The sequence below is a fragment of the Sinomicrobium kalidii genome (assembly GCF_021183825.1).
Taxonomy (GTDB): Bacteria; Bacteroidota; Bacteroidia; order Flavobacteriales; family Flavobacteriaceae; genus Sinomicrobium; species Sinomicrobium kalidii.
Window position 1 is genome coordinate 431,491 of record NZ_CP089211.1, and the last position, 14,564, is coordinate 446,054.

The following is a 14,564-nucleotide window of genomic DNA, read 5'->3' on the forward strand; positions in this document are numbered from 1 at the left end:
AAAGACAACCCGAGCTTTCGGAAACGTTAAAAAGCCTCAGAATTCAGTACCGGATTTTTATAAATTGTTTTTAAGCATGCTGATCTAGCATTATTTAAAACTAAAGGGTCTCGGGTTTATTTGTAGGTTTTCAGTCGTAGCTTTTTCCCACATATCAATATTAAGACCTAACGCATGATTAATTTCCTTTAGTTTTTGTAAACCTTCTTTTTGGTTATTTCTATTACAGGGAAAACCAAATTCAACGACCAATTGTCCTTGTTGATAGTATCCGAAAAGGTAACTTTTATAGTTACAACGCACCCAGTAAACCACGGCTTTGTAATTCTCGTTTTTTTCGTACAGATAGGTTTCGGATAAGCTGGCGGTATAACTTTCGTGAATGGCATTGGTTCCTGAAAAAATAACATTTCCGCTTTCGCGATAAGTCTCATTTAAAAACAGTTCTTCAGGTTGATATAACAACATACCATACATAAAAGAATCGCCCCATTCGTCATCCTGAAAAACTATATTTTCTTCCTGGTAAACAGGTTTTGTGTCTTTCGGGGTTTTATCGAATTTCTTAAACTTTCCCATAAATGGAAATACCTGATCAAGATTGGTGAAAACAATCTCATCGTCATTCTTTTCAATATTCCACTCATTTTTAAAAGGAGCTTTGCGTAACCAGCCTTTCAGGTCTTTGTTGGTAAGTTTAGCGATATCATCATTCCATTCCAGTGGCTTTTTACTATTGCATGATACCATAATAAAAGCCATTAATAATAATATGTAATTGTTAGTTTTCATTGCGTATAACTTTATGATTGTGTGCCTGCGCATGTTTTATCCGGAGATCTTTTATCTGTTCGGGAATGCCTTTTTTATTTCTTCTAATCGTCCTGTTTCTTTTTTCGAACTGTAGTGGTTGTCATCGTAATATCGTTTATTCCGTTTACACGATGCGGGCTAAACCCTGTAGTTACGATTTTGCTCTGACTCCATTGCCCTTTTGTTCCTTCCAACAGGGTTCTAACGGTGGTAATCTGGTCGGTCTTTTTTGTTTGTTTGAACAGTTCGTGCTCTTCCGGGGATTTTCCGGAATTCAGTTGATATTTCGCTCCACGCTTTTCTATGGGAGTATTTTGCGTAAATTCCCCTTCGGCATAGTTAAAGGTTTCGTTTAACACCGTTCCCAGGTAATCGGAATTGATGTACTTCATAAGTTCTTCTTCCGGGTCTTCCGTTCGCATTTTCAGGTCGTTTTTATAATCTTCCCAGGCAACCCCTCCGGATGTAAACTTAAAAGTACCGTCAGTATTTCTTTCAAACAGAAAACTACTGCCTCTCAGTTTTCTGTAATGTTCCAACAGCTCATTCAGTTGTTCCTGTTTTTCTTTTTTAAAAGTGACCAGCCCGAAAGGCCCTCCCGTATTCCCTGTCGTGTCTGCACGGGTATCATAGACAAATGTACACATCGGGGCAGGCAGTTGTATGGAAAATTCCTTTAATTCGACTTTATATTTGTTCTCCCCGTTTTTTGAAATTGCCAGTTCCATTTCGTGATTGATAACGGAAGGGTTATGCGATGTAATGTATTCGCTCCCCGTGCCTTCTTTTCTTTCCAGGGTTAAAGTATAGTTGCCGTTTATATCATTTGCGCGCGTTATGGTGATTGTGTCACTCTTCTTGTCTTCTTTGCAAGCCGTAAATGTAAATGCTGTGATAACCAGCAAAAGGTAAATAATTTGAGTAGTGTATTTTTTCATTATCCGATTGTTTTTTCGGTTTTACCATTTATAATTGTCAAAAATAGAACCGTAAAGTGAGGCGCTCATCCCCGAAAACAGGGAATTTTAATTCGACCTGGTGAGAAACAGGTAGGAATAACTAAAATCTGTCAGGTAAAACATACCGTTCAGGGCCTTACTATTGCTTTGGAGTTTAATGAAGTGATCTTCATCAACCTGCCAGGTGCCGCTTATTTCAGCACTGGTTCCGGCCGTCTTTGCGGAAAACCCATCGTACATAAATATCATTGATCCGGTTCCCCGCTTAAAAGAATTTGCCTGAAAAAGACGGCATTCTGCTGTTTTGCACAGTTTTTCAAAACCGGATCGTACCATATAAATAATGTCGGTGTTTTTGCCGAACCGCATTTCCCATTGGCCCTGTAACAACTGGTTCAACTCAGCTTTGGAAGGTTCTTCCTTTACAAGATAAATAGTGTCCAGCTCCCTGTGAGCACCTTTTTTAAGGCCTCCCCCGAATTTATTGAAATAGTCTATGGTTTTGCGTTTATAACCTTCTTTTGCAATAGCCTCCCTGTAGAAAACGGAAGGGGCTTCAGTATGAAGTATTTCAGCAGGCAAAAACCGGTTATATCTGATTTCGGGAAGGCAAAAATAACCGGCGCTATCTGTTTTGGTTTCCCCGACATTACAATTGTTTACAGGCTTTTTATGAATATCTACCAGGGTCCCACACAATGAATGTCTCTGCAACCTCGATACGCAACTGCCAAGAAATAAGGTCAGGACAAAAAAGCTGATGAGGTGGCTATTTTTCATTTTTCTGTTTTCGTTTATTGCTTATAACCTGCATCGTACTGACCGCTTAAAAAGAAGTTAATCAGCGTAATCATTGTCAATAAGGTCCTGTAATGCAGGATTGTAGTCCCGTTGTCAGGTTTTCAAGTCCCTTTAATAATGCCAGTTGAAGTGTTTGGTTTAACCGTATCATCGTCGCTACAGGAAGAAAATAGGGTAACCACCATTGTAAGCAATATCAGTTTTTTCATTGTTTCATTTGTTTTGCTATAATCATCGGGAATAAAGCCCTTATCTCCGAAAACAGGGCATTTAATTTTTATATATTACCGATCTAATCCTTATCATCAGGAGTAACAAGGTTTCGGGTTATGTCATAAGTTATTTCGTCAACTTGCCTTCCCTGCTCATTATACTTTCTGATTGTCCGGAATTCTTTCCCTTCTTTATAGTACGATAAATGCTCTTTCTTTTTTGTTTTTCCATCCGTCCAATATAAAATCTCACGACTATACGGCTCGCTTTTTGTTTTGTCCCGGGGATAAAACACAATCCTTTTTGATAAGTTTCCATCATTGGCGTAGTATTTCTCCTCCTCCAGAACTATTTTTCCTGACTTTCGGGTTATTTCCTGTTCCCATTCAAGTTTCTCATTAACGTACCTCTGGATACTCCTTTTTTTCCGGCCGTTCGGCAGGTGTTTTACAGATTTTATTTGCAGAAATTGCAAACGACCGGTTTTGTCATATTCCTTATATGTAGCTATATTCGTTTTTTTATCCTTTAGCTCTTCGCCTTTTGTCCCATCTGCCTTTTCAGTACTAATATGGATTTTATCATTTTTGTATTTCCAGGTAGATTTAGCAATCAGTTGTCCTTCCGCTTCCGGACTATAGTTTTCTTCATAAAGAAGAAGCCCTTTCTTAAAAACAGCTCTGACAATAACCTTTCCGTTCTGAATCATTATGGATTCTCCATGATAACAGCCATTTGAAAATTGATCCTCAGAACATATATCCCCTCCTTCCGGTTTTATAATAAGTTTTCCATGAATTTGCCCCCGATTATTGATGTGGAAAGAAATACGTCCCGGTTTTGCGTCGAACAGGTCCATCATTGCAGCGGTGTAAAATCCTTCTGTTAGCGGACTGCCATCTTTTTTTGTCACTTCATAACACCGTTTTTCTTTATGTAGTGTCCATTCCAGCTCTCCCCGATCCATAACATTACTGCTTTGTGCCGACATAAAAAGGGGGGATAAAAAACACAGCGCAAAACAGCAGCAGTAAATAATGAAGTGATTCATATTCAATATTTATTAATTGTCAGGGACAATTATTTTACATCAACTCCTAATCATCAAACCCCGTAATGAAAAGGTCCCGCTTATTAATGTTTGTTTTAATCCCCAGCTTATACGACAAAACCCGTTCCCCGTAATCTTTGTATAACCCGGGATTGATCTCGGCACTGAAAAGAAGTTGATCGTCCTTGTTGTAAGTTTTCACATATACCGTATTGCTCTTTTTATGCAACCTGGAGTAAGCCTCAGACCGGTATCGGGTGTCGCACTTTACCCATATCGTACCTTTTGTTAACTCGCCTTCATAAAAAGCTGACTTGTACCTGGGCTTGTTCTTTTCATATTGAACAACCTTTCCGTGCAGCAGGTTATCTACCGTAGTGTAGGTCAACAAGGTATTACTATCCGGGTCATAAACGGTGGTGTGTTTTTTTCGGCCAGGCAAATGTTCGGTTACGGTTTTCACAGTAACATATTTATCGCGCTCTTTAATTTCTGTTGTTCTGATTTCTTTGATAACAGCACCCTCTTCGTATACTTTTTCATTGCCAAAGCTGAACGTTTTCCGACCTTCGTAAGGCTTGTTATTCCTGTAGAGGAGCTGAGATACCTCGTTCCCTTTTTTGTCATAATAAATGGTATAGCCTTCTTTTTTACCGTATTTAAAGTTCTCTTCTTTTTGCTTGATACCGTAAACGAAATTGATAAAAGTACCATGCTTTTCACCGTTTACATAGTAGCCTTGTTTTCTAATGGTCTTTTCATCGCCGGCATAGTCAATATACGTCCCATGCTTTACGCCGTTTTTCATTTCCGCTTTTTTCCCTGATTTAAAATCATAGAACGTCCCGGTGGGTTTTCCGTTGGTAAAAACGACCCCGGCAATCAACTTGCCCTGTCTGGAGTAAAATTTTGCTTCATTGTTAATGTCAATGTCTTCGCGCAACACGATTTTGTAGCCTCCCAAAGCCTTGTCATAAACCTGTTGATAACGTTTTCGTTTTAAAAGACCACCATTTTTTTTCTTACTGATTTCCTGAACAGCGTCGGACTGTGGAAAGTATATATAAAGAGTACCTGTTTTGGTTTTGTAATCATATTCAGCGATTTGTTTCCCGGTTTTGTTAAAGAATACATCTTTGTTTTCTTCTGCATTGGGTTTTCTCTTCTCGATTTTCTTGTTTCCGTTGCTGAAATAGGTAATACGTTTGATGACACTTCCGGATTCATTATATATTTCCGTTTCTTTAAAACACTTTTCTTCTTCGACGCCGGCTTCTTTTCTGTACTTGTAGCTGGCTTTTTCCGTTTTTTTTCCGTTTTTGTACTGTGTTTTTAATGAAATCCGGTTTTTATAGTCCACGTTAAACAGTGTGCCTTCTACCGGTGTTGGGCTATAGCCACCGTTCTCCAACCGGTTCGGGAAAAACTTCCCCCTCTCCACTTTAACCCTGAGTTTCCCAAGGGGATTCCCGATAGTGTCATAATAACTGATAACGGAATTCTCCAGGGAAGCAAATACCTTATCTGAATTCCGGTAGTGCACTACAGCTTTTACCGGTTCGTTGTTCCTGTAGGTAATAATGTTATTGTTCTTTTCGCGGATGGTGCCGTTCAGGATACCGTCTCTTTTGGTAAGCACCCCCAGTTTCTCGCCTTCATCGGTATAACTGATGGTTTTTACCACTTCGTTATCCTCAAAAATCTCTTCGCATATTAAAATGCCAAAGGTGTTATATTCTTTTTGGTTTAGTTGATATCCCTCTTCATATGTCTCTGCCTTTTTTACCGTCCGCCCATCATGGTAAAACTCATAGCGTGTGCCATCCAGGTATAACATTCTTTCCGGTTCGCCTTCATATTGTAATACGCCCATCACCTTCCCTTTTTCATCATAAAAGGTTTCTTTTTTCCCGTCGGTGTCAAAACTGCTGCGTTTTTGCCCGTTGGGATAAAAGGAATACGAATAAATTTCGTATCCGTCTTTGATGGTCTTTACCTTTTCCACTCGCATGGGGTCTGAATAATAACTGACTTGTATCCCTTCTCCTGAATCATCATCCTTGTTGAAATGATAACTCCCTATCAATTTCCCTTCATTATCGTAATACACACTTTTAAAAATGCGTCCCTCTTTCATATAATTTTCATAACGAACTCCCTTCCTGTCAACACCAAAAAAAACCTCCTTTTCCCTTTTCCCGTTTTTATACGTAGTTTCTCGAAAAGAACCATAAGGTCCGCGAGGTTTATACAATATACTTACGCCGTGCAGTACATTGTCTTTATAGGTTTCCTCTTGAGTTATTTTCCCGTTTTTATCATACCAAACCGCTTTCCCTTCCAGGTGTACGGAATCTTTGTATCTGGAAAGTCCTGTCATTTGTTTGGTACCATCGATGTAAAAATCGTTGATGCGGTACCGTCTTCGTTTTTCTTTTTTTACGGGAAGCCTGTAAAAATGGGCGTTGTCTTTGGTGGTTTTTTTCCAACCACTATCAAACCAGAGAGTATCTTGTTGGGCAAACGAGACCGTAACATAAGTGAGTAAGAGTGCTATAGTGATAAAAAGCCTTTTAATTAACGTAGTTTCAGGACTTGTGATTAATACTTTTTTCGGGTGCATACAACCTGCTTTATTGATGATTTACATGCAAATATCCTGTAAACCCCAAGAGCATTTATCCCTGTTTTCAGGGAAATTAGTATTAGCCGGGAAAAGACTATATTTTTGCTCCTGTTTCGTTGCACCCATTCCGGCAAAACCCGGGGTGATATACGGAGCCCTGCCGAACCAAAAAGATAAAAAAAGAGACCTCCACGGACTGGCTTTTATTTAAAACGGTGACGATAATTATTTTTGAATGAAGTCATTGAGATTTTGTTCCATAGGAGTTTCATAAATATCTGCCGCATCTTTTATGGTCATTACTGTTACGAAATCTTCTTTGGGAGTTCGTACTTTTTTCATGTTGACTAACCAATCTTCATTTTCTTCCCGATACCCTAAAGGCAAAATTACCGTACTCTTATAACCGCTATCCTTTAGCTTTAAAAGTTCATCCAATTTTTCCGGAATAAATCCCTCTATAGGGGTTGCATCTACTTTTTGTTCTGCTGCCGCAGCAATGGCCATGGCAAAAGAGATATAACTTTGCTTTGCTGCATGATGTGCCTGCCATTCCTGCCCTAAAGTCTCATAAAGATTTAAAATGGTAGTTTTGTATTGATCCATAGTACTATGTGGCAAACCGCGTTCGTCCATCGTATAGTTAAATACTTCTGTAACACGTGCATCGGTATATCCATCCCAGGCTGCAAAGACCAGTAGGTGTGAACAATCGGTAATTTGACTTTGATTATACGAAATACCTTTTATTTTTTCTAACAGCGCCTTATCAGAAATCACAATAATTCTGTACTGCTGTAACCCGGAAGATGACGGTGCAAGTCTTGCAGCTTCCAGTATGTATTCCAGTTTTTCCTGCGGAACGGTTTTTCCGTTCATCTTCTTTGTAGCGTAACGCCACTTTAAATCATCCAATAATCCCATAATTATTTTTTTCTATGACAAAACTATAGTAAAAATAATTTAGTTTTGTAACTAAGTATCAAAAAGTAACAGTAACTTTTGAGTAACAAAGTAACTTATGGAAGACAAGAATTTTCAAAGCGATTGCAAGAAGGATATTATGGCAGTACATGATGCCATGGATGTTCTTGGCGGAAAATGGAAAATATCCATTATTGCAGTTTTATGCTATTATCAAAAAAGAAGGTTCTCAGAAATGTTGGGCGAAGTAAAAGGAATATCCAATAAAATGTTGAGCAAGGAATTAAAAGATATGGAAATGAACGATCTTGTTAAAAGAACTGTGATGGACACTCAACCTGTAACCGTTCAATACGAACTTACTGAATACGGTAAGAAACTAAAGGCTGTAATTGATAACCTGTCAGATTGGGGAACCGAACACCGAAAAAAAATCATTGAGAAATAGTTGCCTTTTCCTCAGAAAGAGATTGTTTAATTCACCGGTTTCCCATGCGAAATCGGGGGATTGTCAAGGAATAATTTCCAAACGGGACACGAAGAGCTATACTCTCAAATGGAAATAAAAAAAACAGCGAAAAATTACTTTACTGATTTTCAGGCAACCGAACAGGTAGCTTTTGTTTTGATATGAATTGGTTTTGTTTGGCATAATAAATAATCAAACTCAAACATTAAACAAAGTTGTTTTCCAACAAGTTTACTTGAATAATTTCCCTTGATCCGGACCCCGGGAGACCGGTAGTTGACCACTCGGGCTATTCCTTCAAATATTCCCCTGCCAGGGCCATACACTGGATGGCTGCAAGCCCCCATTGTGCCGTGGCATTGGTAGACACAGGGGCTTCCGCTACGGGGCGGAGCACCTCCGGGCCGTCAATGACCTGTATTTTTGGCGCTTTTAGTTTATAGCCCGCTCTTCCGCCTGTAAATTCGTCCCACGCCCTTCGGGCAAGTTCTTTGTCCTTTTTCCGAAAAGCGGCAAATGCCGTTAATCGTGAATGGGCCTGCCCGAGATTGAGCCTGCCCAGGGCATTGCCAAGTGCTTCCCTTTGTGCTGCTGCTCCGGCATTATAAAATTCGCAATACTGTAGCCATGCTTTTTCAAACGCAGGCATATCCACGAGTTCCACCAATTCCATACAAATTTCCGCCAGCCCGAACACCGCACTAAGGTGGGAAGCAGATGCCCTGTTATGGGATACCTTCTCAAATTCCCCGGTAGCGAGATTCATTTTACTGCCTCCCGAGAAAAATCCTTTGGGCTGTGCCGCTATGGTCTTCATGCTGTTCAGCAGCCGGGTTTTTATCTCTTTATATTCCGTTCTTTCCCAGGCCGTTAGCCACGCTGCGGCAATAGCTCCCCAGTCCGTGCCAAATCCTACGTGAACCCAATTGGGATCATGGCTTTCCCAAACCTTTTTGTCAGTCACTTTTCGCGTAGGCTGGATCTTCACCAGGGTATCCACGGCATTGATCTGTTCATCCATCAGGTCCCCTACCCTTTCATCTGCCGTGAGATAGTAGTAATACCTCCTGTTGGCCGCCGTACTGATACGCAATTGTTTGGCGCTACATCCCCAATGCTGCACGTTATGCCTGCTCCCCAGGGGGGCATAAGGGCCCAGGTGGTGCACATCCACTTCACCGGTATGCCGGGTCATGGCTTCCGCCATCCGGAAAACGTCGGCTTTTCCCGTTCTCAGGAAATACAACCACAGCCATATATCCGTGGACAGCTCCGAGTTGTCCCATGCAAAACCGCCCACATCGTAACGCCATACATGTCTGTCGGCATCATAGCTGTGCATAAAGTCCCCGTAATCCCAGAATCCGTACCAGCGGTGCTGGTCTGCCTGATCCCTGTAAATTCCGAAGTACCGGTCCAGGTTGTCTTCTATTTTCCGCCCCACGGGTGTCGAACGGTCAGGTAAGGACCATGTTCTGCCGAATACCTTTGTCTTTTGCATATAGTCCGGGGAAACCGTAATAACCGGTGGGGTTTGGACCTGGTCGGCTATTCCGGAAAACTTCTCCCTTTCGGGGGTTTCCGGCAATATCCACAGGGCCATTTCACTGGTCCGGGCTATTCCTTTGGGGGTTCCGAAACCAGGCTCATAATCTTCATAGGTGATCTCCAATCCTTCCAGTTGTTTGGCATAAGTGTCCTGTCCCATGCCATCGTGGTAAAAGCGGAGATCCATGACAGGTGCGTCCGGAGCCCATAACCAAAGTGTAACCTCTCCGGTATCCGTATGTGCGTTCCTGATATCCAGTTGTGCCGGATAGCTTTGCCAGAAGTTCCTGATGCCAAAAGCGACACCGCCGGAAGGGCCTCCGAGGTATCCCGTTCCGGGGGCACGACGGCCAAAACCCGATTTCAGCCATCCCTGTCCGGCCTTTGTCCTTTTCCTGATCTCAAATGCGTCAGGATGGGTTTGCGAGAGCGTATAATCGCCGAAAGCCGGGATATAATCCAATCTTGAAGCTACATTTTCGGGAAATTCGCTCAGGGACGGTGTCTTTTTACCGGAAAGCTGTGCTTCCCTGATGGCGCTTCCGGGATCCCTTCGCAAGCCGGTAAGGCCGCGGACAGCTTCTCCGAACACCCCGTCCTCCTCCCCGGCAAAACGTATGTGCCGATCGTGTAGTGCATCTTTCATGGGTACCGAAAAAGTAAATCCCAGGCCCTTTATAAAATCCTTGTTTTCATCACCGTCATAGATCACGGTGTGCATGATCCTGACCGATTCGCTATGCGCATAAAAATACAGGCGGACTACAAAAGGAAGCCATGCGTCCTTCCCCGGGGCAGCGTGTTTGCCTTCGAGCTTTATCACCGTTCTAACCGGTCCCTGCTGCTCTACGGCAACCTGCTCCATTTCTCCCAGGAATTTATCTGTGATGAGGTTTCCACCCCCGCTGTCGCTGTCATTTTGCCGGAGCATTACCAGACGGCCCTCTTTCAGGACTTCCCTGCCATTTCTGCGGACGGAAGAGATCAGCACATTTCCTCTTTTATTGACCGTGCAGGAGATCAGGCCTGTATTTATGGATATATTTTCCTCGTTTTCACTTACGCTGAGTGCGCTGTCGTACAACGATTTTTCTCCGGCGATCAGGCTCATCCCCTGTATTTTTTCACCTGCGCCTATGGCATGGGCTGTCCATTTCAAAGAACTGTCGGGCCAGTAACCCAGCGGCCAGGTCTGTACCGGGACCTGCCCTCCGGAAGTATCTTTAATACAGAAATCGGTACTTTTCTTTACCTGTCCGCGGTGCCACGGAACACCCCACGTAACACCACTTATTCTTTTTGCCTTACCGTCTTCCAGCCAGTGAAGCGAAACCGGTTTGGCCTGTGGTTCGTTCTCATTAAACCCTATAGCCGACATTACGGTCGGGGCCAGGCAAAGTGAAGATGACAACATTGCCGATTGTTTTACGAAAGTTCTCCTGTCTATCTTTTGTTTCATCTGTTCTTTTTTAGTGGATCTTACCTGTGCAGCGTCGGGATTGCCTTCCCGCAATATCTCAATTCCGGCAAGTCTAAGGTATTATCAGAAAAAAAATCAGGCATCCTGTACTATGCTGGTTTATCGGGGGGATAGTCGCAGAGCCTGTTTAAGCCGGTTTCAATCGGATAAGATATGTAACTTTCCTTTGCTAAAACATCACAGTACAGGATGGTTATTATGAGAAAGTCCAATATTTTGGTTTGCTTATACTAAAGAACTGCTTAAATTATATCCCTGGTTCTTTCAGGCGTCTTTTCGCCTAAAAAGTAAATAATACGGTCCTATGAACACTGATAAAAATAGCGTCACCACCTCTGCAACAACAAGGATACTTTTGCTGTTCCTGACACTTTTCGTATCCGGACTTTACGGACAAACCGATCATTTTCGCGTAAAAGGAAAGCTTTTATACAGCGACGACTTTGACTCGGGCCTGGAAAACTGGGTGGTGGAAACACCTGCGTCACCAGGTTCCCGGGTAGAGGTTCTCCGGAATAAACTGGTTATAGATGTAAGCGACGGGGCCACGGTCTGGTTCCGCAAAAAACTATCGGGAAATATTCTCATAGAATACAGGCGAAAAGTTATTGTAGCTAAAGGCGGTAACGACCGTTTATCCGACCTCAACCAGTTCTGGATGGCCTCCGATCCACGGAACCCCGACCTGTTTACGCGAACAGGTGTTTTCAGCGAATACGATGCCCTATCACTTTATTATTTCGGGATGGGCGGTAATTACAACAGCACAACGCGCTTTCGCAAATACACGGGTGACGGGGAACGAAAATTGCTCACAGACCTGGACAACGAAGAAAAATTATTGAAACCGAACCGGGAATACCATATAAAGATCTCGGTATACAACGGAACCACAAAGGTTTTTGTCAATGACCGGGAATTCGTTTCCTATACAGACCCGGAGCCCCTACGGGAAGGCTATTTCGGTTTCAGGACCGTAAAATCCCGGCAGGAGATCGACCGGTTTAAAGTTTACCAACTGAAATAATTCCACATAATGATCAATACTACAACGATGACTATCTACAAAAAATTACTCCTGTGTACTATCCTGTTCGCTTCGGGATGGTCCTCGACCGCACAACAGCAAACGATAACGGATACCAACACACCGCTACACCTGCTGCAACCCGATTATCCGACGCCTTATGGTAAACCCGGGGCAGATGATGTCCTGAAAGTACTGGACCGCGTATATACCTATCTGAACGCCGTTACCCCGGCCAAATTGGTGAACAGCAAAACCCAAAAGGAGATCACCAACCTGAAACAACTTGATAAAAATACCGTTTTTGCCCCGGGAGATTTTCGGCTCACCAGCTATGAATGGGGTGTTACTTATGCCGGCATGCTGCTTGCAGGAGAAGCTACCGGCGACAAAAAGTATACCGAATACACCTATAAACGTCTGAAGCTCATTGCCGATATTGCTCCGCATTACCGGAAGCAGTTAAAAAAAGACCCGCAAAGTGCTTCGCCCATCCGCTCTGTCCTCGACCCACATGCCCTCGATGATGCGGGAGCAATATGTGCTGCCATGATAAAAGCCAGGAGAAAGGGGATCAAGGCCGATCTCGATCCCGTTATTGACAATTATATCAATTACATAAGTACTAAAGAATTTCGCCTGCAAGACGGTACGCTTGCCCGTAATCGTCCCCAACCCAATACCATCTGGCTCGACGACCTGTTTATGAGTGTTCCGGCACTGGCGCAAATGGGAAAGTTCACCGGTGAGAAAAAATACTTTGACGACGCCGTAAAACAGGTCCTGCAATTTTCAGAACGCATGTTCAATAAAGAAAAAAGGCTCTATATGCACGGCTGGGTAGAAGCCATGGAAGTACACCCGCAATTTCACTGGGGTCGTGCAAACGGTTGGGCAATAATGACATTGGTAGAATTGCTGGATGTACTCCCGGAAGAACACGAAGGATACAAAACAATATTGCACCAATTGCAAGCCCATGTAAAGGGACTGGTTTCCTACCAGGACGGTACCGGCTTCTGGCATCAGCTCCTGGACCGGCCCGACACCTATCTGGAAACTTCCGCTACAGCTATTTACACCTACTCCATTGCCCGGGCCATCAACAAGGGCTATGTAGATAAACTCGCTTACGCTCCCGCTGTGCTCCTGGGATGGAATGCCGTGGCCACCAAGGTCAATGAAAAAGGCCAAGTAGAAGGTACCTGCGTAGGCACCGGGATGGGTTTTGACCCGGCCTTTTATTATTATCGCCCTGTTAATGTTTATGCAGCGCACGGGTATGGCCCCGTATTACTGGCAGGAGCGGAAGTCCTTAATATGTTGGAGAAACACCGGTTTGAGATCAATGACAGTTCGTTACAATTGTTGACTGATGAATGATTTGGTATGGCATCGTATAAAGATACGACAATGTGCTGAACAAACATTCGCCCGCTTGGTTGTTCCACAGATCAGATGAATCCAAATCATATCGATCAGTATCAAAAAAACAAGTAAAACCTGAAAATTAAAAAGTTTATTTTTGACCTCCCCACACAAAGGGCAACAGACAGCGCTATTCCCAAATAACAAATGATTTTTTCTTCATGCCTTCAGGTATGGTTGAACCCGGTTCAGACCGGGAAAGCGTCTCCACTTGCCCGTATTCTCAGCTACTCCTTCCTGCTCTCAGGTTCTGAGGTGATTCCAGGGCATTTTGAAAAGCCGTAAGTGCATCCGGATATTTCTTTTTCGCGTAATAATTCAACCCTCTGATCAAGTGAATCTCTGCTTATGGATTAATTATTTATCGGAGAGTGACCTGTATTCGATATAAAAGAATGACTATCAACCATATAAACAAATAACTATATATTACTGGTGATGCGTTAATTTTTAAAAAAATATTGTATCAGATTAAATAACAATGATTTGCAGTTATTTTTTGTTTTTTTGATTTGATTTTAAGTATATCGTTTTTTAAGTTTTACAGGGCTCCTTCTTTTGATAAGATATTGAACATATATCTTTTCAGACTATTAGAACACTAATTAAATGACATTAAGATCGAGGAAAGTAAGGCTCTCTTTAGGGAGGGGCAAAACTGATTTTCCGAGCAACCCGGTTAAAACAATTTTTGTCATGCACTAAGACCTAAAACAACTGCAATTGTTATGCCATTCCGACGGATGATAAAAACAAACTTTACGGAAATACAAAGAAGCCCAATAACCTAACCTTCCCTTTTTAACAGGGCATCTACCGAAAATTTCCCCGGCCCGGTAAACAATAGGGCAGCAAACCCTATTCCGTAAAGGGAAGCCGTTTCCCGTATGGCATCACCGCCTTCGCCATATATGAAAAAAACAACACCGAACATGGAGCATATCAGTGGGATTACCGCCCATTTTTGTCAATAACCCTATTGCCACGAGAATACTGCAAATCACCTCGGCAAATGTAACCAGACCGAGGGTGAGTTCCGGGCACAGGCCAAACAGGTCGGGGAAATCCACCCGGTCACCGCTGAACAGCATGTTCCACTTTTCAAATCCGTGACCGGCAAGGAGAAATACGGAAAGGGAAACCCTTAAAACCAATACCCCCAGTGCCCCGGCATATGGAATATATCCGGTTTTATACAACATATTCATCCGGAATTAATTTTACA

Annotated in this window: 11 protein-coding genes; 3 read left to right on the plus strand and 8 right to left on the minus strand. The window is 42.7% G+C overall.

Annotated elements, in window-relative coordinates:
- Positions 1 to 90: 90 nt before the first annotated feature.
- The 6 genes from LS482_RS01570 to LS482_RS01595 form a co-directional block, all read right to left on the minus strand.
- Positions 91 to 792 carry a hypothetical protein gene (locus LS482_RS01570; protein ID WP_233029986.1) on the minus strand — a complete coding sequence of 234 codons (702 nt, stop codon included), beginning with the start codon at positions 790 to 792 and terminating at the stop codon, positions 91 to 93.
- 83 nt (positions 793 to 875) lie between these two features.
- Positions 876 to 1,751: a hypothetical protein gene (locus tag LS482_RS01575; protein WP_233029987.1), complete on the minus strand. Its 876-nt coding sequence runs from the start codon at positions 1,749 to 1,751 to the stop codon at positions 876 to 878.
- A gap of 87 nt (positions 1,752 to 1,838) precedes the next feature.
- Positions 1,839 to 2,552, minus strand: a complete 714-nt coding sequence (locus LS482_RS01580) for a hypothetical protein (RefSeq protein WP_233029988.1) — start codon at positions 2,550 to 2,552, stop codon at positions 1,839 to 1,841.
- A gap of 313 nt (positions 2,553 to 2,865) precedes the next feature.
- A complete protein-coding gene (locus tag LS482_RS01585; protein ID WP_233029989.1) occupies positions 2,866 to 3,699 on the minus strand; it encodes a hypothetical protein in 834 nt (277 codons plus the stop codon).
- Between the two features lie 184 nt (positions 3,700 to 3,883).
- The gene (locus LS482_RS01590; RefSeq protein WP_233029990.1) at positions 3,884 to 6,460 is read right to left on the minus strand and encodes a toxin-antitoxin system YwqK family antitoxin; all 2,577 of its coding nucleotides are present in this window, start codon (positions 6,458 to 6,460) and stop codon (positions 3,884 to 3,886) included.
- A 228-nt stretch (positions 6,461 to 6,688) separates the two neighbouring features.
- Positions 6,689 to 7,387, minus strand: coding sequence for a nitroreductase family protein (locus LS482_RS01595; RefSeq protein WP_233029991.1), 699 nt, complete (start codon positions 7,385 to 7,387; stop codon positions 6,689 to 6,691).
- 97 nt (positions 7,388 to 7,484) lie between these two features.
- Here LS482_RS01595 and LS482_RS01600 point away from each other — a divergent pair, with 97 nt between their 5' ends.
- Positions 7,485 to 7,835, plus strand: coding sequence for a winged helix-turn-helix transcriptional regulator (locus tag LS482_RS01600; RefSeq protein WP_233029992.1), 351 nt, complete (start codon positions 7,485 to 7,487; stop codon positions 7,833 to 7,835).
- Positions 7,836 to 8,145: 310 nt separating this feature from the next.
- Here LS482_RS01600 and LS482_RS01605 read toward each other — a convergent pair whose 3' ends face one another.
- Positions 8,146 to 10,863: an exo-rhamnogalacturonan lyase family protein gene (locus LS482_RS01605; protein ID WP_233029993.1), complete on the minus strand. Its 2,718-nt coding sequence runs from the start codon at positions 10,861 to 10,863 to the stop codon at positions 8,146 to 8,148.
- Positions 10,864 to 11,188: 325 nt separating this feature from the next.
- On the opposite strand from LS482_RS01605, the gene LS482_RS01610 reads away from it, so the two are divergent.
- Both LS482_RS01610 and LS482_RS01615 read left to right on the plus strand, forming a co-directional pair.
- Positions 11,189 to 11,911 carry a DUF6250 domain-containing protein gene (locus LS482_RS01610; protein WP_233029994.1) on the plus strand — a complete coding sequence of 241 codons (723 nt, stop codon included), beginning with the start codon at positions 11,189 to 11,191 and terminating at the stop codon, positions 11,909 to 11,911.
- A gap of 27 nt (positions 11,912 to 11,938) precedes the next feature.
- Positions 11,939 to 13,294, plus strand: coding sequence for a glycoside hydrolase family 88/105 protein (locus tag LS482_RS01615; RefSeq protein WP_233029995.1), 1,356 nt, complete (start codon positions 11,939 to 11,941; stop codon positions 13,292 to 13,294).
- Positions 13,295 to 14,232: 938 nt separating this feature from the next.
- Here LS482_RS01615 and LS482_RS01620 read toward each other — a convergent pair.
- Complete coding sequence (locus LS482_RS01620; protein ID WP_233029996.1) at positions 14,233 to 14,547, minus strand: DoxX family protein; 315 nt, start codon at positions 14,545 to 14,547, stop codon at positions 14,233 to 14,235.
- Between the last annotated feature and the right edge of the window lie 17 nt (positions 14,548 to 14,564).